11 protein-coding genes, 3 tRNA genes, 3 rRNA genes and 1 pseudogene are annotated in these 19,246 nt (G+C 58.5%); 15 read left to right on the forward strand and 3 right to left on the reverse strand.

The annotated features are described in order from the left end of the window. The first annotated feature begins 125 nt into the window (after window positions 1–125). From OGM67_12480 to OGM67_12500, 5 genes are all read left to right on the forward strand, one after another. Window positions 126–1,370: a DNA polymerase IV gene (locus OGM67_12480; protein UYJ34376.1), complete on the forward strand. Its 1,245-nt coding sequence runs from the start codon at window positions 126–128 to the stop codon at window positions 1,368–1,370. A 148-nt stretch (window positions 1,371–1,518) separates the two neighbouring features. Then, a complete protein-coding gene (locus OGM67_12485; GenBank protein ID UYJ34377.1) occupies window positions 1,519–1,899 on the forward strand; it encodes a GntR family transcriptional regulator in 381 nt (126 codons plus the stop codon). A 63-nt stretch (window positions 1,900–1,962) separates the two neighbouring features. After that, window positions 1,963–2,733: a hypothetical protein gene (locus OGM67_12490; GenBank protein ID UYJ34378.1), complete on the forward strand. Its 771-nt coding sequence runs from the start codon at window positions 1,963–1,965 to the stop codon at window positions 2,731–2,733. Between the two features lie 53 nt (window positions 2,734–2,786). After that, window positions 2,787–4,166, forward strand: coding sequence for a hypothetical protein (locus tag OGM67_12495; GenBank protein UYJ34379.1), 1,380 nt, complete (start codon window positions 2,787–2,789; stop codon window positions 4,164–4,166). Then, entirely contained in the window at window positions 4,163–4,882 is a 720-nt protein-coding gene (locus OGM67_12500; protein ID UYJ34380.1) for an ABC transporter ATP-binding protein, read from the forward strand. Before OGM67_12495 ends, OGM67_12500 begins: the two co-directional genes overlap by 4 nt. A gap of 39 nt (window positions 4,883–4,921) precedes the next feature. Here the strand turns inward: OGM67_12500 and OGM67_12505 are convergent, their stop codons facing one another. The 3 genes from OGM67_12505 to OGM67_12515 all read right to left on the reverse strand — a co-directional run bounded on the left by OGM67_12505 (window position 4,922) and on the right by OGM67_12515 (window position 7,115). Continuing rightward, window positions 4,922–5,512 carry a hypothetical protein gene (locus OGM67_12505; GenBank protein ID UYJ34381.1) on the reverse strand — a complete coding sequence of 197 codons (591 nt, stop codon included), beginning with the start codon at window positions 5,510–5,512 and terminating at the stop codon, window positions 4,922–4,924. Then, complete coding sequence (locus tag OGM67_12510) at window positions 5,509–6,069, reverse strand: sigma-70 family RNA polymerase sigma factor (protein UYJ34382.1); 561 nt, start codon at window positions 6,067–6,069, stop codon at window positions 5,509–5,511. Before OGM67_12510 ends, OGM67_12505 begins: the two co-directional genes overlap by 4 nt. A 104-nt stretch (window positions 6,070–6,173) precedes the next feature. After that, complete coding sequence (locus tag OGM67_12515) at window positions 6,174–7,115, reverse strand: magnesium transporter CorA family protein (GenBank protein ID UYJ34383.1); 942 nt, start codon at window positions 7,113–7,115, stop codon at window positions 6,174–6,176. A 702-nt stretch (window positions 7,116–7,817) separates the two neighbouring features. Here OGM67_12515 and OGM67_12520 point away from each other — a divergent pair. From OGM67_12520 to OGM67_12565, 10 genes and pseudogenes are all read left to right on the forward strand, one after another. Next, a 16S ribosomal RNA gene (locus OGM67_12520) occupies window positions 7,818–9,331 on the forward strand. Between the two features lie 235 nt (window positions 9,332–9,566). Further along, window positions 9,567–9,642, forward strand: a tRNA-Ala gene (locus tag OGM67_12525). A 3-nt stretch (window positions 9,643–9,645) separates the two neighbouring features. Further along, a tRNA-Ile gene (locus OGM67_12530) sits at window positions 9,646–9,722 on the forward strand. A gap of 327 nt (window positions 9,723–10,049) precedes the next feature. Then, window positions 10,050–12,881: ribosomal RNA gene (locus OGM67_12535) — 23S ribosomal RNA — on the forward strand. Between the two features lie 97 nt (window positions 12,882–12,978). Then, window positions 12,979–13,095 (forward strand): 5S ribosomal RNA (gene rrf / locus OGM67_12540). Together the 16S, 23S and 5S rRNA genes with 3 tRNA genes alongside form the textbook arrangement of a ribosomal RNA operon. 15 nt (window positions 13,096–13,110) lie before the next feature. Beyond that, window positions 13,111–13,185 (forward strand) — tRNA-Glu (locus OGM67_12545). 559 nt (window positions 13,186–13,744) lie between these two features. Next, window positions 13,745–15,079, forward strand: coding sequence for a GGDEF domain-containing protein (locus OGM67_12550; protein UYJ34384.1), 1,335 nt, complete (start codon window positions 13,745–13,747; stop codon window positions 15,077–15,079). Continuing rightward, window positions 15,066–15,836, forward strand: a complete 771-nt coding sequence (locus OGM67_12555; protein UYJ34385.1) for a phosphoribosyltransferase family protein — start codon at window positions 15,066–15,068, stop codon at window positions 15,834–15,836. Before OGM67_12550 ends, OGM67_12555 begins: the two co-directional genes overlap by 14 nt. Window positions 15,837–16,040: 204 nt before the next feature. Continuing rightward, window positions 16,041–17,543: a glycerol kinase GlpK gene (gene glpK / locus OGM67_12560; GenBank protein UYJ34386.1), complete on the forward strand. Its 1,503-nt coding sequence runs from the start codon at window positions 16,041–16,043 to the stop codon at window positions 17,541–17,543. 252 nt (window positions 17,544–17,795) lie between these two features. Further along, a pseudogene (locus OGM67_12565) lies at window positions 17,796–19,234 on the forward strand (NAD(P)/FAD-dependent oxidoreductase). Window positions 19,235–19,246 lie beyond the last annotated feature (12 nt).

Raw genomic sequence — 19,246 nt, forward strand, 5'->3', positions numbered from 1 at the left:
AAATTCGTTACTAGTGTATAAATATGCATGTATTATAGCACATTTTTCGCGGATATGCAAGCGCAGCTTTTTGTGATATAATGATACCATGCAAAAAAACAGCGCCCGGCAAGGAGGAAAGCGGTATGGCAAAAATCTACTTTCATGTCGATGTAAACTCGGCGTTTCTTTCCTGGTCGGCGCTCAAGCTCCTGCAGGACGGCGGCACGGTGGACCTGCGCACGATCCCGGCTGTGGTCGGCGGCGATGAAACCAAGCGCCACGGCGTTGTGCTGGCCAAGAGCGGCCCCGCCAAGCAGTACGGCATCAAAACGGGGGAGAGCCTGTTCGCGGCCCGCACCAAATGCCCGGGGCTGACGGTCGTGCCGCCGGATTTTGACTGGTATGTGCAGAACAGCAAGGCGCTGATCCAAATCCTGAACGACTATACGCCCGATGTTGAGCAGTACAGCATTGACGAAGCGTTTCTGGACATGACCGGGACCGAGGCGCTGTTCGGCCCGCCGCTGACGGCGGCGCACACGATCCGCCGCCGCGTACACCGCGAGCTGGGCTTTACGGTCAATGTGGGCATCGCCCCCAACCGCCTGCTTGCCAAGATGGCCTCGGACTTTCAAAAGCCGGACAAGGTCCACACCCTCTATCTGTACGAGGTAGAAAAAAAGATGTGGCCGCTGCCGGTGGGGGAGTTGTTCGGCGTCGGCCCCAGCGCGGCCAAAAAGCTGAACAGCTGCGGCATTTATACAATAGGAAATCTGGCCGCACAGGACCGGGCCACGGTGGTTTCGCTGTTCGGGGCGCGCGGCGATACGCTGTGGAACTACGCCAACGGCCGCGAGGCCGACCCCGTGACAAAGCAGGGCAGCCGCGACAACAGCTACGGCAACAGTGTGACGATGCCCCGCGACCTGCCCCGCCCCGAGGAGGCGGACGCCACGATGCTGGCGCTCTGCGATTCGGTCGGGCGGCGGCTGCGGGCGGACGGCAAGACCGCCCGTGTCGTGACGGTACAGCTGGTGGACAATGCGTTCCGCCGCACCAGCCACCAGACGACCCTGCCCAACCCGACCAACTCCACCGACCGGCTCTACCGTGTGGCGGTCGAGCTGATGCGCCAGATGTGGCCGGCGCGGCCCGTGCGGCTGGTGGGCGTCAGCGCCGAAAAGACCGGCGAGGATAACTTTGAGCAGATGGATCTTTTTACCGATGCCGCGCGGATCGACAAGCAGGAAAAGCTCGACCGCGCCGCCGATGCATTGCGCCGCAGGTTTGGCGGCGCTGCCGTGACCCGCGCCACGCTGCTGACCCCTGACACCCGCAAGCCCGAGGCACTGAGCGCCGCCAAGGAACGCGAGAAAGAAAAAAAGTGACGGGTGCGGGCGGCCCGAACCACAAGCAGCGGGCATCCGCGCACCGCAGCGCGCGGACAAAGTATGGCGATACCTATTGACAAGCAAGTGTATTATGCGTATAATACACTTAAAGCACAATATAAAACCGGGAAAGGAGGCGGAACACTTGGTAAATTTCAGCGGGCTGCAATTTCATGACGGCGCGCCGGTCTACCAGCAGATTGCGGAATACCTCAAACGACAGATCCTGACGGGCGCGGTGCAGGACGGCGAGCCGATGCCCAGCCGGCGGGAGCTGGCCGCGCAGACCGGCATCAACCCAAACACGGCCCAAAAGGCCTACCGCCTGATGACCGAGGAGGGCTATGTCGTCACGGACGGCAACAGCGGCAGCTATCTGCGGCTGACCCCCGCCCTGCGGGAGAAAATTGATGAGGAGCTGACCCGCGGCCTTGTGGAGGATTTTGTGGCCCGGGCCAAGGCGAACCGACTGAGCTACAAAAAGGTCATTGCGCTGGTCAGCGAGCTTTGGGACGACGAGGCGTAGGACGAGGCTTTCGTTTTTTTAAGTTAAGCGTACTATACTTATAATACACAAGGAGGAATCCAGATGCAGCATACCTTCACCCTTGCCGCGTGGAATTTCCGTCTGGCGCGGCGCAGTCTGCTGGCACTGTGGGGCGTTTTTGCCGCCCAGCAGGCAGCGGTCATCCTGTGGCGGGCCGCGCAGCCGGGGGCGGCCGGGCTGGGGCTGGCGTCCCATTATTACGCTACAATGCAGATTTTTGTCTACCTCGGGTTCTACCTGCTCACCGCGCTGGCAGCGGGGGCGGCCACCCACAACAGCCGCCGCGCCCGCAGCGGCTATACATGGGCCACGCTGCCCGGCACGCCGGGGCAGAAGCTTGCGGCCAAGGCCGTCACGATCGCCGCTGCCGAGCTGGTCTTTGCCGCGTGGCAGCTTGTGTGGTACATCGTGGAGTTTTACCCCGTCACAGCGCTGGAGGGCTGGCGCCGCCGCCAGCTGTACGGCGCGGTGCTGCCCGCCGCCAACCTGTATGAGCAGGTCGTTGCCAACAACCTGTTCGCCCGCCTTTTGCCGCGCCGCCCGGCACAGATAGTGATCCTGCTGGGGATTCTGGCCCTGTCCGCCGCGATGCTGGCCGCGCTGGACACGGTGCGCGGCTGGCGCAAGCTGCCCGTCTTTGCCAGCGGTCTGTTCTGCGCTTGGGTGTGCTTCTATATCGTGAGCATCGAGCAGCATCTGGAATGGCTGCTTGACGAGCCGCGCTATGCCTTCTATATCGCTGCGGCCGCTGTGCTGGCTGTGCTCACCGTCTGGTGGGCGGTGCGCAGCATCCGCCGCGGCGAGGCAGCCTGAAAGGGGAGTGACCAGACATGAAAACGAAAAAATCAACATCTCTGCGGAATTTTGTGACAGCAATCGTTCTGGCCGCCGCCCTGCTGGCCGCAGGCGCGCTTTGGGTGCTGCTGGGCTGGCGCGGTGCGTTGGATGTCACCCTCACCGATCTGGCAGGCGACCCCGCCGCGCTGCGCGGCTTTACGATGCGCGGCCAGAGCAGGCTGGACAGTGCCCACACCTACTGGGAGCTGCACGATGGGTATCTGGACACCGCCTTTGCGCTGGACCCGGATGGGGACGAGGAGCAGTATCGCTACGGTGCACCGGGTGTTACCATGCGGACAATCTACGCGCTGACGCCGGAAAGCCGTGCCGCCGTTGACGCTGCTGCCCGCCGTGTGCATACCTACGCAGACAGCTGGCAGCTGGAGAGCACTGCATCCGCTTTCCGCGTAATGGCTGAAATTTATATGGCCGACGGCGTGCTGCGCGTGGCACTGCGGGATGCAGTGGCGGACGAGCCTGTTGCGGTAACCACCTGCGCGGAGGCACCGAGTTATCTGACACGCACCAGCTCCCAGTACGACTATGAGGCCGACAGCCCCGAGCAGCTGCAGAACATAGAAACGGACTACGATTTTATTGCCGGGCAGCTGTTCGGCTTGGGAGGCGGGCAGGGCCTTGTCTGGAAGCGCACCATCGGCAGCCGCAGGGCGGGTCTGTACAGGGCAACGCCGGTCAGCTACGAGGCGCTTGAGGCGCTGCCCGCCGATGGCAAAGCCGGTGACCGCGAGGTACTGTGTGCGACCACCGAGGTTGGCACGCTGGAACCGTTCTATTGCCCCGAGGATGCCCGGCTGGTCGCCTGCGGCCTGCCGATGGCTGACGGCCTGACACTGTGCGTCTATATAAATAAGGTAGACAAGGCCTGCGCTGACCTTGTCAATGCGGCCGGTGTGCGGGTCGATCATCTGGAGCTGGCGGAGTTTGCCGGGCAAGCGGACTTTTCCGCCGTGGCCCTCCCGCGCAGCACCGACCGCGATGCCGTGCTGCATATCTACGGCGATGACTACTCCGGTTATCTGACTGCGCTGCGCATCGAGAATGGCAGCTTTGCCCTGCACCAAAGCCTGCCGGTGGGGGAAAGCGTTTACCTGCGCAACGCCGAGGCAGCCGTGCTGAACACAGCCGGTGATGCACTGCTTATTGCCACGCCCGAGTACACCACGGTGGGCGAGGGCGGCACAGACAATGCCTACAACATATACCAGACCGGCACGCTGCTGCTGGTCTGCCCGCTGGACGGCAGCGGCACGCGCTACCGGGGCCGCCTGAACACCGGGGCCGAGCGCGATTGGGGCGCGCAGCTGGGCGAGGACTGGCGCAGGGTCACTCTGCGCCGCTACATGAGCTACGAGCTTTACGAAAAGGACAGGGGGAGACAGCTATGATCGAGGTGCGAAGCCTGCAGAAAACCTACCGCAGCCACGGCGCGGCTGTGGGCCTGCTGGGTGCGGATTTCCTTGTGCCGGATGGCCAGATCGTGGGCATTCTGGGCGAGAACGGTGCTGGTAAAACAACGATGCTGCGCTGCATTGCGGGGCTTCTGCCGCACAAGGGCACAGCGCTGCTGGACGGCCGGCCTGCCGGGGTGCAGTACGAGCGCATCAGTTATATCACCGGCGAGGGCAGCTATTACCCGGCGCTGACGGTGGCAGCCTACGGTCAGCTGCTGACCGACCTGCACCCCGCGTTTGACCCTGCGCGGTACGAAAAATTTCTGGAATTTTTCGCCCTGCACGGCACGGATACGATCGGGCAGCTTTCCACCGGGCAGCGCGCACGGGTAGAGCTGGCTGCCGGCTTTGCCAAGCGGGTGCCGTATTACCTGATGGATGAGCCGTTTTTGGGTAAGGACCCCTTCACCCGGCGGGATTTCATCAAGCTGATGAGCGCCACGCTGACCGGCGGGGAAACGCTGCTGCTCTCGACCCATTATATTGAGGATGTGGAGCATTTTTTGGACCGCGCACTGATCCTGCATGACGGCCGCATTGCGGAGGACCTGCAGCTGGACACGCTGGCACCCGGCGACAGCCTGCTGGCCCACATGGCATCGGCCTGCCATTGGGACCCGCAGCGGTATCTGGCGTTTGAGGAAGAATAAAAAGTGACCCATGAGCAAGCAGGCTCATGGGCCACTTTTTTAATTCGCTTCAAACAATAAATACTCCCTGTCGATCTCCACAACGATGGATTTCTCCCCGGTCAGCCAGTAGGAATACCCCGTGCCGAAGTTGGAGCATCCGTCCGCCTCCGGGAAGGCATCGTACGCCACACTGTCCGCAATCACGCCGTCGGGGTCGCGGTCGGCGGCAAAGTCAATCTGGGCGGGTGACTCAAAATACCGCACACCGTCCAGCTGCACGCACCGCGCCACGCCCAGTGCTGTGGACGATTCGGCGGTGTCCTGAGCGCTTTGGGCGGCCGCCCCCTCGTTGGCCTCTGCGTTGCCCGCGGTCTGCGGGGCGGCGGTGTCGGCCATCGCCTCATCGGGGGCTGCCTCGGCTGCTGCAGCCTCAGGCGGCTGGGCGCTCAGCATCACAGCATCGTGGGGGATGGCGCTGCGCTGCCAAACCGTTATGCCGCCTAAAAAGATGCAGGCACAGGCGGCTGCGGCGGCAAGGCTGCGCCAGTACACCGGCGGCCTGCGGCGCTTTTTCACCGGCGCGTCGGCGGCCAAAATCAGGTCATCGTCCAGATGGCCGATGGCCTCAAACAATTCGCGCTCTGTCAAAGTGCAGCACCCCTTTCCTGTAAGTATGCGGCCAGCTTGCCGCGCGTGCGGTGCAGCGTCACCCGCACCTTGCTCTCGGTCAGGCTGTACCGCGCGGCAATGTCGGCGGTGGCATCGCAGTACCAGTACCGCCGCAAAAATATGTTGCGGGTCTCCTCGGGCAGCGTGCGCAGAAACGCGCTGATCAGCCGCCCGGTCTCGGCGGCGTCAAAGCTTTCCTCCACGCTGCCCGGCGCAGCTACACATTCGGCAAGCTCGTCCAGCGGGGCAAAGCTCTGGCCGCAGCCGCGCTTCTGCGCTGTGGTTTTGTCAAAGCGGTCAAGCGCAAGATTCCGCGTGATGCGCCCCAAATAGGGCGCCAGCCTTGCGGGGCGGTTGTCGGGCATGCTGTTCCAGGCGGCCAGCCAGGTGTCGTTTTCGCACTCCTCGGCATCGTGGGCGCTGTGGAGTATGTTGTCGGCAATTTTGCGGCAGTAGGCGCCGAATTTGGCGGCGGTCTCACTCAGGGCCTGCTCGTCCCGCGCCCAGTAGAGCGCCACGATGGCGGCATCCTCCATGATCTTGCCCTCCTTTTAATAGTATAGTAGGAAAAGAATCGCAAATGTTACAGAAAAAGCCTGCCGGTCGGGGCAGACTTTTGAAATTGTGCTTGCAGCGGCGCTTACAGCATATGCTTTTTATGCAGCACCCACGCCGCAAACACGCACAAAGCCAGCGTCAGCGCCAGCACGATGGCAAACCCGGCGGTGGTGTTGGCAAACGGCATACCATCGGATTGGACATTCATGCCGTACAAACCGCTGATGACGGTGGGCACGGCCATCAGCAGGGTGATGCTGGTCAGGTACTTCATCGCGTTGTTCAGACGGTTGTCCAGAATCGAGCTGAACAGCTCCCGAGTGCCCTTGATGTCATCGCGGTAGATGCTGGTCATCTCAATGGCCTGCCGGATCTCAACAATCACATCGTCCAGCAGCTCACGGTCATCAGGGTACTGCTCCAACCGCTTGTAGCGGGTCAGGCGGTCCAGCACGGTAGCGTTGGACCGCAGACTTGTCGCAAAGTAGACCAGCGTGGATTCCAGTGCGTGTAGCTCCATCAGGTCGCTGTCCTTCAACTCACCGGACAGATTTTTCTCAATGGCCTGACGGCGGCGGTCGATCAGGCGCAGCTCCTGCTGGTACATCGTAGCCGCACGGTAGAGCAGCTGGTAGACGAACCGCATCTTCTTCCGGGTGGAGAAGCCCTTGACCCGGCAGGCGGCAAAATCCCCGATAACGGCGGTATCGGCCGAGCAGACCGTGACGATCAGCTCCTGCGTCAGCAGAATACCAAGCGGGATCGTGGAGTAGACGCCCTCGCCGGCGCCCTCGACCTTGATGGGAATGTCAACGATGATGACAGTGTAGCCGTCCTCCAGACTGATGCGCGCCGACTCCTCCGGGTCGGTCGCAGCCACGATATCGGCTGTCTCAATGTCCAGTGTGGCCGCCACCCGGCGCACTTCATCGTCCGTGGGGCTGGTCAGACAGATCCAAGTCCCCTCGCTCATATCATCGACCCGCGTCAGCTGCTTATCCTGTGTGCGGTAAATCTTCATCATGGCTCGTTCCACCCATACATTATTATAATATCAGTATAAAGCTTTTCCGCACATTGCGCAAGCAGATATTTTCCCCGGCCGTAACCCTTGCGGTAGCCACCCACCCAACGGCCCACCCGCCCCCAAGCCTTCCACTGAGGGGGAAGGTGGCCCCGCAGGGCCGGATGAGGGGCAACCTTGCGGATAACGCCCTTTATCGGGCAATCTTTCCATCTCCGCCCGCCTGTAGGGAGGGGTCTTGACCCCTCCGCACCCACATTTAGTAGTCATGCTTCCCCTCACCCGCAATATGCACCTTGCCCAAATACCTCCCTCAAAATTTGTCAAAAAAACCGAAAAACCCCATTGACAAAAGTATGACCACTTGCTATAATAGTCAAGCTGTCCCGCGGCGGAAGCCGCGGCAAGCCCTTCTATCAACAGCTTGTACGCGTTTTTTGAAGAAAACTTCTTCAAAAAACTTTCAGAAAACCCCTTGACAATCAAGCGTTTCTGATATATAATATACAAGCTGTCACGGAGACGCGACAGCACAGCAGGACCTTGAAAATTGAACAAAACTGAAACTTGTGGAACCTTGATCGTGGGTTTGGAAACCCACGTTAATCAATTCCAAATTTACAAGTAATTCATACAGGACGCAAGCGATTGTGTCTGAGTGATTACAGCGATTTAACGCTTTTAAATGGCGATTAAATACCATTTATAAAGAGTTTGATCCTGGCTCAGGACGAACGCTGGCGGCGCGCCTAACACATGCAAGTCGAACGGAGCTGAGAGGAGCTTGCTTTTTTCAGCTTAGTGGCGAACGGGTGAGTAACGCGTGAGTAACCTGCCCTGGAGTGGGGGACAACAGTTGGAAACGACTGCTAATACCGCATAAGCCCACGGATCCGCATGGATCTGCGGGAAAAGGATTTATTCGCTCTAGGATGGACTCGCGTCCAATTAGCTAGTTGGTGAGGTAACGGCCCACCAAGGCGACGATTGGTAGCCGGACTGAGAGGTTGAACGGCCACATTGGGACTGAGACACGGCCCAGACTCCTACGGGAGGCAGCAGTGGGGGATATTGCACAATGGGGGAAACCCTGATGCAGCGACGCCGCGTGGAGGAAGAAGGTTTTCGGATTGTAAACTCCTGTCGTTAGGGACGATAATGACGGTACCTAACAAGAAAGCACCGGCTAACTACGTGCCAGCAGCCGCGGTAAAACGTAGGGTGCAAGCGTTGTCCGGAATTACTGGGTGTAAAGGGAGCGCAGGCGGACCGGCAAGTTGGAAGTGAAAACTATGGGCTCAACCCATAAATTGCTTTCAAAACTGCTGGCCTTGAGTAGTGCAGAGGTAGGTGGAATTCCCGGTGTAGCGGTGGAATGCGTAGATATCGGGAGGAACACCAGTGGCGAAGGCGACCTACTGGGCACCAACTGACGCTGAGGCTCGAAAGCATGGGTAGCAAACAGGATTAGATACCCTGGTAGTCCATGCCGTAAACGATGATTACTAGGTGTTGGAGGATTGACCCCTTCAGTGCCGCAGTTAACACAATAAGTAATCCACCTGGGGAGTACGACCGCAAGGTTGAAACTCAAAGGAATTGACGGGGGCCCGCACAAGCAGTGGAGTATGTGGTTTAATTCGAAGCAACGCGAAGAACCTTACCAGGTCTTGACATCCGATGCATAGCTTAGAGATAAGTGAAGTCCTTCGGGACATCGAGACAGGTGGTGCATGGTTGTCGTCAGCTCGTGTCGTGAGATGTTGGGTTAAGTCCCGCAACGAGCGCAACCCTTATTGCCAGTTACTACGTAAGAGGACTCTGGCGAGACTGCCGTTGACAAAACGGAGGAAGGTGGGGATGACGTCAAATCATCATGCCCTTTATGACCTGGGCTACACACGTACTACAATGGCGTTTAACAAAGAGAAGCAAGACCGCGAGGTGGAGCAAAACTCAAAAACAACGTCTCAGTTCAGATTGCAGGCTGCAACTCGCCTGCATGAAGTCGGAATTGCTAGTAATCGCGGATCAGCATGCCGCGGTGAATACGTTCCCGGGCCTTGTACACACCGCCCGTCACACCATGAGAGCCGGGGGGACCCGAAGTCGGTAGTCTAACCGCAAGGAGGACGCCGCCGAAGGTAAAACTGGTGATTGGGGTGAAGTCGTAACAAGGTAGCCGTATCGGAAGGTGCGGCTGGATCACCTCCTTTCTAGGGAGTCAGACGAAATGATCTAGCTGGTCTAAATCATTTCGGACAGGTGAATAAGTTTCAGTATTGTTCAATTTTGAGGGTCTTGCTTTTGGCCTCAAAAGGCCAAAAGTCGGCGGAGCGATGAGCGAGCCGATAGCCTTGTTTAGAGGGAGCCGAACAGGCGACCATGAATAAAGGCTGCAGATAACCTCAAAAGCATAAGGGACAGCGAAACCCGAAACGCAAGTAGCGCGGGGGTATAGCTCAGTTGGGAGAGCACCTGCTTTGCAAGCAGGGGGTCAAGGGTTCGAATCCCTTTATCTCCACCATTTGGGCTGATAGCTCAGCTGGTTAGAGCACTCGGCTGATAACCGAGAGGTCGATGGTTCGAGTCCATTTCAGCCCACCACTGGTTACCCAGTGTTGGGTAACCGACAAATCCTTTATGCGAGACCACGAAGGTTATACGGAGTGAGACGAGCCCCGAAAAGAGAGTCGAACGGAGTATAACATCTCGATGGTCGAGGCCATTCGCCAGAATGGCAGATGTACCTTGAAAACTGAATATAGAACTGCGAAATGAGATTTTATTAGCTATGTAAAATTCCTGATTTTAAATTAAAATCTATAATTTCACCAAGCGGAACTGAAGAACGCAAGTTCGACAGTAAATGGTAAAATCTCGTTGGCAAATGGAGAATCTGAAATAAGATATGTTTATCGAGAGATAAACAACGGTCAAGCTACAAAGGGCGCAAGGAGAATGCCTTGGCACTGGGAGCCGATGAAAGACGTGGTAAGCTGCGATAAGCTTCGGGGAGGAGCAAACATCCTTTGATCCGGAGATTTCTGAATGAGGAAACTCACTGGAGTTCATACTCCGGTATCCTGTACTGAATCCATAGGTACAGGAGGGGAACCGCCTGAACTGAAACATCTAAGTAGGGCGAGGAAGAGACATCAAACGAGATTCCGTTAGTAGTGGCGAGCGAACGCGGAAGAGGGCAAACCGGAAGGAGAAATCCTTCCGGGGTATGGACCGCATTTAGGACTTTAGCTGTTAATCGAATGGCATGGGAAGGCCAACCAAAGAGTGTGAGAGTCACGTAGATGAAAACGGCGAGAGCTGCGCGAGTTCCAGAGTACGGCCAGACACGTGAAACCTGGTCGGAAGATGGGGGGACCACCCTCCAACCCTAAATACTACCCAGTGACCGATAGCGTATAGTACTGTGAAGGAAAGGTGAAAAGGACCCCGGGAGGGGAGTGAAATAGAACCTGAAACCTTGTGCCTACAAGCACATAGAGCACATCAACGTGTGATATGGTACTTTTTGTAGAACGGTCCGGCGAGCGATTGTATGTTGCGAGCTTAAGGTCTTAAGGACTGGAGGCGTAGCGAGAGCGAGTCTGAACAGGGCGTTCAGTAACATGCAATGGGCCCGAAACCGGGTGACCTACCCATGATCAGGCTGAAGTGAAAGTAAAATTTCATGGAGGGCCGAACCGACCTCCGTTGAAAAGGCGGCGGATGAATTGTGGGTAGCGGAGAAATTCCAATCGAACTCGGAGATAGCTGGTTCTCCCCGAAATAGCTTTAGGGCTAGCCTCATATTAGATACCCGGAGGTAAAGCACTGAATGGCCTAGCGCCCGAGAGGGTAGCGAAGCCTATCAAACTAAGAATGCCGGAGTATTGATGTATGGGAGTCAGACAGTGTGAGATAAATCTCATTGTCAAAAGGGAAACAGCCCAGATCTACAGCTAAGGTCCCAAATTGTATCTAAGTGGAAAACGATGTGGAAATACGCAGACAACCAGGATGTTGGCTCAGAAGCAGCCACTCATTTAAAGAGTGCGTAATAGCTCACTGGTCGAGCGTCTCTGCGCGGAAAATTTAACGGGGCTAAGATACAAACCGAAGCTTAGGCTGCATCGTAAGATGCGGGGTAGGGGAGCGTTGTGTAAGCGGAGAAACAGTAGCGTAAGCGGCTGTGGAGTTTACAGAAGTGAGAATGCCGGAATGAGTAGCGCGAATGTGGTGAGAATCCACATGGCCGGAAACCTCAGGTTTTTGGAGGAAGGTTCGTCCGCTCCAAGTTAGGCGGGAGCTAAGGTGAGGCCGCAAGGCGTAGCCGATGCACAGACGGTAGAGATTCCGTCCCCACCGAAAGATTTAAGCACAGGGACACTTTCAGAAGGTCGGAGCCAGGTGTTGGTTCTGGTAGTGATCGAGGGAAATTTAGTACCGAAGTCCGGCTGGATGAGAGGCGAGAAAAGCTGTGTGTATATCTAAGGTGCCCGTACCGCAAACCGACACAGGTAGGTAGGAAGAAGATTCTAAGGCCAACGGGAGAAGGGTTGTTAAGGAACTCGGCAAGTTGACCCCGTAACTTCGGAATAAGGGGTGCTCACGAGAGTGAGCCGCAGAGAATAGGCCCAGGCAACTGTTTACCAAAAACACAGGTTTGTGCTAAATCGAAAGATGACGTATACGAGCTGACGCCTGCCCGGTGCTGGAAGGTTAAAAGGAGATGTGCAAGCATTGAATTGAAGCCCCAGTGAACGGCGGCCGTAACTATAACGGTCCTAAGGTAGCGAAATTCCTTGTCAGGTAAGTTCTGACCCGCATGAAAGGCGTAATGATCTGGGCACTGTCTCAACAGCCCGCCCGGCGAAATTGTAGTACCGGTGAAGATGCCGGTTACCCGCGACAAGACGGAAAGACCCCATGGAGCTTTACTGTAGCCTGATATTGGGTTTCGGTGTTGCATGCACAGGATAGATGGGACACTGGGAAGCGGATGCTTTGGCGTTCGTGGAGTGGACGTTGGGATACCATCCTTGCGACATTGGAATTCTAACCTGCGCCTCTGAATCGAGGCGGGGGACATTGTCAGGTGGGCAGTTTGACTGGGGCGGTCGCCTCCTAAAAAGTAGCGGAGGCGTTCAAAGGTTCGTTCGATCTGGACGGAAACCAGATGAATGAGTGCAAACGCATAAACGAGCCTGACTGCGAGACTGACGGGTCGAGCAGAGACGAAAGTCGGAGTTAGTGATCCGGTGGTATGTGAGTGGAAATGCCATCGCTCAACGGATAAAAGTTACCCTGGGGATAACAGGCTGATCTCCCCCAAGAGTCCACATCGACGGGGAGGTTTGGCACCTCGATGTCGGCTCATCGCATCCTGGGGCTGAATTCGGTCCCAAGGGTTTGGCTGTTCGCCAATTAAAGCGGTACGCGAGCTGGGTTCAGAACGTCGTGAGACAGTTCGGTCCCTATCTGTCGTGGGCGCAGGATATTTGAAAGGCGCTGTCCCTAGTACGAGAGGACCGGGATGGACGAACCTCTGGTGCACCAGTTGTCACGCCAGTGGCACAGCTGGGCAGCTATGTTCGGATCGGATAAACGCTGAAAGCATCTAAGCGTGAAGCCGGCCTTAAGATAAGATATCCCACTGAGTCAATCAGGTAAGACCCCTTGAAGACTACAAGGTTGATAGGCACACAGTGTAAGTGAAGTGATTCATTCAGCTAGCGTGTACTAATAGGTCGAGGGCTTGACCCCATCTTGATCAGATACTCTATTTGCAAAAGCGGTTCGATATTCAGTTTTGAGGGTACATCCTCAACAAAAAGAGAAGCATGACAATGGTCACGCGTTGGCCGGTGTCGATGACGGTGAGGTTCCACCTGTTCCCATTCCGAACACAGAAGTTAAGCTCACTTGTGCCGAAGATAGTTGGCTGGAAACGGCCTGTGAAAATAGGTAGATGCCGGCTTCTCTTTTTTATTATGGCCCGTTGGTCAAGCGGTTAAGACAGCGGCCTCTCACGCCGTTAACGTGGGTTCGATTCCCGCACGGGTCACCAAAAAGCACTACTTCATTTGAGGTAGTGCTTTTTTCTTTTTATTTACTTTTCAATAGGTGTCGGGCGTAAAAGGTGACCCGTGCGGGAATCGAAAAGCCCAGGCCCCGCGTCCAGCGTACCGCGAGGCAAAAACAGCCCTGCGGGCTGTTTTTAGGGCGGGGGAGATTCCCGCACAGTTTTTAATAGAGTATCTGTTGCGGGCCGCATATATGCGGCCCCTACAAGTGAACCGCAAGAGGGATATGGCGTCGGGTTGCGGGCCGGGCATGCCCGGCCCCTACACGGGGTGTCGATGGGTAAATGGGATATAATAATAGGTTTACGGCGGCAAATCAATGTTGTGGGTGTAGAATTTCCGAGTGCATTTTTGTTGGTAATGACTAACAGTTTTCGTTGAAAAGTTTGCGCAGATTCTGTATACTTAGTTACAACATACTATATAACCAAAGGCAGCATCGCGCAATTCTCAACCATTGGGCCGGGGACGGCTTCAGGGCGGGGTTTGTGTGGTGTTGCCATGCAATTTCGTTGAAATTCTGGTTGGGAAGTTGGTTGTGCGGTGAAAAAAATTAGGATACAACGGGTCAGTGCGTTTGACATCATCATTACGCTGGCGCTTGCGGTGGTTTTTGTTGCCCTTTCGCTGCAGGGCACCGGGGAGCTTACGCAGATGCAGCGCGCCACGGACGATTATATCCAGTGTGAAACGCTGGCCCGCCAGCTGCAGAGCGGGTCGGACTATCTGGTGGAGCAGGTGCGGATGTACACCGCGACCGGCCAGCGGGAGTACATGGACAATTACTTTGAGGAGCTGAACACGACCCGCCGCCGCGAGACAGCGCTGGAGTATTTCGCCGAGAATTACAGCGACACCGATGCGTTTACCCTGCTGAAATCTGCCATGTCCACCTCGCAGTATCTGAGCTATACCGACCGCTATGCCATGCGTTTGATGGCACAGGCCACGCTGGCCGACCCCGCCGACTGGCCGGCCGAGATACAGACGGTCTCGCTGCATGACAGCGACCTGACGATGTCGGACGCCGATAAGATGCGCAAGGCCCAGCAGTTGGTCAGCAACAGCCAGTACCAGAATATGCGTGAGGATGTGACGAACAATATCTCCGAGAGTCTGGCGGCACTGATCGAGCTGACCCGCTCACGCCAGAACCGTGCCGAGCAGATCTTTACCGATGTCTACCGCAAGATCGAGCTTTGCGCGGCTGTGCTGGTCGCGCTGATGCTTGAGATCTGCATCATCACCCGCCATCTGGTCGTGAAGCCGCTGGTGCAATACAGCCAGAGCATCCAGCGCGGGCAAATCTTCCCGGTGGTGGGCGCCGCCGAGCTGCAGGAGCTGGCGCTGACCTACAATGAGGTCTACCGCGAAAATCAGGAGACGCAGAAGCTTATCCGCCATGAGGCCGAGCACGATGCGCTGACCGATGCGCTGAACCGCGGTTCGTTTGAAAAGATCCTGAATATTTATGAGGGCGGCGAAAAGCCCTTTGCAATGATCATCTGCGATATTGATATTTTTAAGCAGGTCAACGACCTGCACGGTCATGCGGTCGGCGATCTGATCTTAAAGAAGGTGACGCGCCTGCTGACGACCACCTTCCGCAGCATTGACTATGTCTGCCGGATCGGCGGCGATGAGTTTGCCGTGATCATGGTGGATGTCGGCCGCGAGCTGAGCCAAACGGTCAGCGACAAGATCGAGCTGATCAATGACACGCTGTCCAACCCCACGGACGGACTGCCCGCAGTTTCGCTGAGCGTGGGCGTGGCCTTTACCGACCGCGAAAACCCCGGCGAGAGCATCTTTAAGGATGCCGATCAGGCGATGTACCGTGTAAAACAGAACGGTAAGCACGATTGTGGCTTCTGTTGAGCGGCGCGCGGAGGTGACGCGCGCACGGCTGCTGGCGCTGCTGTTTCCGCGCCGGTGTCCCTTTTGCGGGGCGCTGCTCGGGGTGGATGCCGTGCAGGGGACGGTATGCCCGGCCTGCCTGCCGGAGGAGATGCGGCTGCAGCATCTGCCGCCGCGCCTGCCGGAAGGAGAGCATGCTTTTTACGCGCTGGGGGAGGCGGCAGCCGCCTACTACTACGCCGATGCAGTGCGCAGCGCGATTTTGCGCTGCAAGCGCGGAGGCTGCCCGTGGTATGCGCAGGAGCTGGCCGACCGGATGGCGGTGCTGATCTTCGGCGCGCTGCCCGCCCGCAGGGTGGGGGAGCTGCCGCAGTACCGCGGACTGCATACGCTGCCGCTGTACAGCTGCATTGTGCCGGTGCCGCCCAACAAGCCGCGGCCCGGCGTACCGGGTCTGCCGCTTTTGCTGGCGCGCCGGTTGAGCGCAGTGCTGGGTATCCCGGTGGTGACGCCGCTCTACATAAAGAATCCGGGCCGCCCGCAGAAGGAGCTGACCCGTGAGGAGCGGCTGCGCCGCGCGAAAGCGGCCTTTGCCTGCCGCCCCGGCACCGACCTGACCGGCAAGCGGGTGCTGCTGGTCGATGACATTATCACGACAGGGGCCACGGCGTCCGCCTGCGCGGCGGCGCTGCTGCAGGCCGGTGCCATCGGGGTGACTGCCGCAGCCATTGCCGCAGCAGAGGAGCTGCCCAAGGCGCAGCAGAAAAAAGAGCGTTGAAAAGAAAAAAGGACCGCGGCCGCCAGCCGACAGACTGCGCAGGCTGCGGCCCTTTTTTGCGCCTTGGGAGGCTGCGCCTACCGGACGGTTTTTCTGTCAAAAAACCTTGCAAAATTTTGGTACATTTGCCACGCGATTTATTTTTAGACATCCTGTATAATATAGGCAACATAATCGGTTTTCCGAACCACAAGGAGAATTGCGATGGCAAACGAAAAGTACATTATGGCGCTGGATGCAGGCACGACCTCCAACCGGTGCATCCTTTTCAACACCCGGGGCGAGATGTGCAGCGTGGCGCAAAAGGAGTTTACCCAGTACTTCCCCCAGCCGGGCTGGGTGGAGCATGATGCCAACGAGATCTGGACCACCCAGCTGGGCGTGGCACTGTCGGCCATGAACCAGATCGGCGCCTCGGCGGAGGATATTGCCGCCATTGGCATTACAAACCAGCGCGAGACAACGATCGTCTGGGACCGCGACACCGGCGAGCCGGTCTGCCATGCCATCGTATGGCAGTGCCGCCGCACAAGCGAATACTGCGATGCGCTCAAGGCGCAGGGCCTGACCGACAAGATCCGGGAAAAGACCGGCCTTGTCATTGACGCCTATTTCTCGGCAACAAAGCTGAAATGGATTCTGGACAATGTGCCCGGCGTGCGCGCGCGGGCCGAGCGGGGCGACCTGCTCTTTGGCACGGTCGAGACTTGGCTGATCTGGAAGCTGACCTGCGGCAAGATCCATGTGACCGACTACTCCAACGCCAGCCGGACGATGCTGTTCAACATCCACACGCTGGACTGGGACGATGAGATCCTGCAGATCCTTGACATACCGCGCTGCATGCTGCCCAACCCCGTGCCCAACAGCGAGTTTTACGAGTACGCCGACCCGATGCACTTCGGCGGTGAGATCAAGATTGCCGGTGCGGCGGGTGACCAGCAGGCGGCGCTGTTTGGGCAGACCTGCTTCCAGCGGGGCGAGGCAAAAAGCACCTTCGGCACCGGCGGCTTTATGCTGATGAATGTCGGTGAAAAGCCGGTGTTCTCTCACAACGGGCTGGTCACCACCGTGGCATGGGGGCTGGATGGCAAGGTGAATTATGCGCTGGAGGGTTCGATATTTGTGGCGGGCGCGGCCATCCAGTGGCTGCGCGATGAGCTGCATCTGCTGGAGGATGCCAGGGACTCCGAGTATATGGCGCAGAAGGTGCGGGACACGAACGGCTGCTATGTCGTGCCGGCCTTTACCGGTCTGGGCGCGCCCCACTGGGACCAGTACGCGCGCGGCGCGATTGTGGGGCTGACCCGCGGCGTCAACAAAAACCACATTATCCGCGCCACGCTCGACAGTCTGTGCTACCAGATCAACGATGTGCTGACCGCGATGGAGGCTGACAGCGGCATTGCGATGACGGCGCTCAAGGTGGACGGCGGCGCCTGCGCCAACAACTACCTGATGCAGACGATGGCGGACATCAGCAGCCTGCCGGTCAAGCGGCCCTGCTGTGTGGAGACCACGGCGCTGGGCGCGGCCTATCTGGCGGGGCTGGCTGTCGGCTACTGGAAGTCCACCGAGGATGTGCTGCAGAACTGGGCCGTGGATCGCAAGTTTACCCCCGCCATCACCGAGGCCGAGCGCGCCGAGCGGCTCAAGGGCTGGAACAAGGCGGTGCGCTGCTCCTACGGCTGGGCGAAGGAGGATTGACTCCCTAAAGCCTTCCCCCAAGGGGGAAGGTGGCCCGAAGGGCCGGATGAGGGGCAGGCTTGCCGTGGCGGCCCTTTAGCGGGTTATAGCCGCGGCGTTGCCCCTCATCAGTCAGCGGTCGGGGCCGCTGACAGCTTCAGTCTCCGCGCTAAGAGCCGCCTACGGCGGTTGAGCTCCGACACGCGCCTGCGGGCGCAGCCCCAAGGGGGAAGCCATTCCAACCGCACGAACCAACAACACGAGGTACAACATATGCATGATATAATCATTATCGGCGCGGGCGTGGCCGGGTGTGCCTGCGCACGGGAGCTTTCGCGCTACAGCGCGGATATTCTGGTGCTGGATAAGGCGGAGGATGTCTGCTGCGGCACCTCCAAGGCCAACAGCGCTATTGTACATGCCGGCTATGATGCTGCCCACGGCAGCCTGATGGCGAAACTCAATGTCGAGGGCAGCCGCCGGATGCCCGCGCTGGCCAAGGAGCTGGATTTTGCCTACGCCCAGTGCGGCAGTCTGGTCGTCTGCCTGAGCGAGGAGGACCGCCCCGCGCTGCAAAAACTCTACGAAAACGGCTGCGCCAACGGCGTGGAGGGGCTGCGCATCATCGAGCGGGACGAGCTTGCTGCGATGGAGCCGAATGTCTCCGATCAGGCGGTGGCAGCGCTCTGGGCGCCCACCGGCGGCATCGTCTGCCCGTTCGGGCTGACCTACGCGCTGGCAGAAAACGCCGCAAAGAACGGCGTACAGTTTCAGTTCAACACGGCGGTCACGGGGCTGCACCCCCTTGCGGACGGACGCGGCTGGGCCATCGAAACCGACCGCGGCACGCTGGAGACGCGCTGCATCGTCAATGCGGCGGGCGTCTACGCCGATGTGCTGCACAATATGGCGGACGCCGACCACCCCATGAAGATCACGGCGCGGCGCGGCGATTACTTCCTGCTTGACCACACGGCCGGGCAGCATGTGCGGCATACCGTGTTCCAGCTGCCGGGCAAGTACGGCAAGGGCGTGCTGGTCACCCCCACGGTGCATGGGAACCTGCTCATCGGCCCGACTGCCATTGATGTCGAGGACAAGGAGGCCACCGCTACAACGGCGGCAGGTCTTGATGAGGTGCGCGCCAAGGCCGGGCTGGCGGTCAAGGATCTGCCGCTGCGCCAGACCATCACCAGCTTTGCCGGATTGCGCGCCCATGAGGCGCGGCACGACTTTTTCATCGGGGAGATCGCGCCCGGCTTTGTGGACTGCGCGGCCATCGAATCCCCGGGCCTGTCCAGCGCGCCGGCCATCGGCGCAATGGTGGCGGATATTGTGCGGGACAGCCTGCACTTAAAAGAAAACCCGGCCTTTGATCCGACCCGCAAGGGCATTCTGGACCCCAAGACACTGGACTTTGCTGCGCGGGCGGCGCTTATTAAACAGAACCCGGCCTACGGTCAGATCATCTGCCGGTGCGAGAGCGTGACCGAGGGCGAGATCGTGGATGCCATCCACCGTGTGCCGGGCGCGCGCAGTCTGGACGGCGTAAAGCGGCGCACCCGCGCGGGCATGGGCCGCTGCCAGGCGGGCTTCTGCAGCCCGCGCGTCATGGAGATTCTGGCGCGGGAGCTGGGCGTGGACCAGAGCGAGATCACAAAATCCGGCGGGGATTCAAAATCATCGTCGGCACGAACAAGGATACATTTTAAAAGGGGGCTGCG

Source organism: Oscillospiraceae bacterium, assembly GCA_025757985.1.
Taxonomy (GTDB): Bacteria; Bacillota; Clostridia; order Oscillospirales; family Ruminococcaceae; genus Gemmiger.

What these genes read in the sequence shown, in the direction of transcription:
- OGM67_12480 (UYJ34376.1), top strand. Translation starts at nt 126, where the DNA reads ATGGCAAAAATCTACTTTCATGTCGATGTAAACTCGGCGTTTCTTTCC.
- OGM67_12490 (UYJ34378.1), top strand. Translation starts at nt 1,963, where the DNA reads ATGCAGCATACCTTCACCCTTGCCGCGTGGAATTTCCGTCTGGCGCGG.
- OGM67_12500 (UYJ34380.1), top strand. Translation starts at nt 4,163, where the DNA reads ATGATCGAGGTGCGAAGCCTGCAGAAAACCTACCGCAGCCACGGCGCG.
- OGM67_12510 (UYJ34382.1), bottom strand. Translation starts at nt 6,069, where the DNA reads ATGGAGGATGCCGCCATCGTGGCGCTCTACTGGGCGCGGGACGAGCAG.
- OGM67_12515 (UYJ34383.1), bottom strand. Translation starts at nt 7,115, where the DNA reads ATGATGAAGATTTACCGCACACAGGATAAGCAGCTGACGCGGGTCGAT.
- glpK (UYJ34386.1), top strand. Translation starts at nt 16,041, where the DNA reads ATGGCAAACGAAAAGTACATTATGGCGCTGGATGCAGGCACGACCTCC.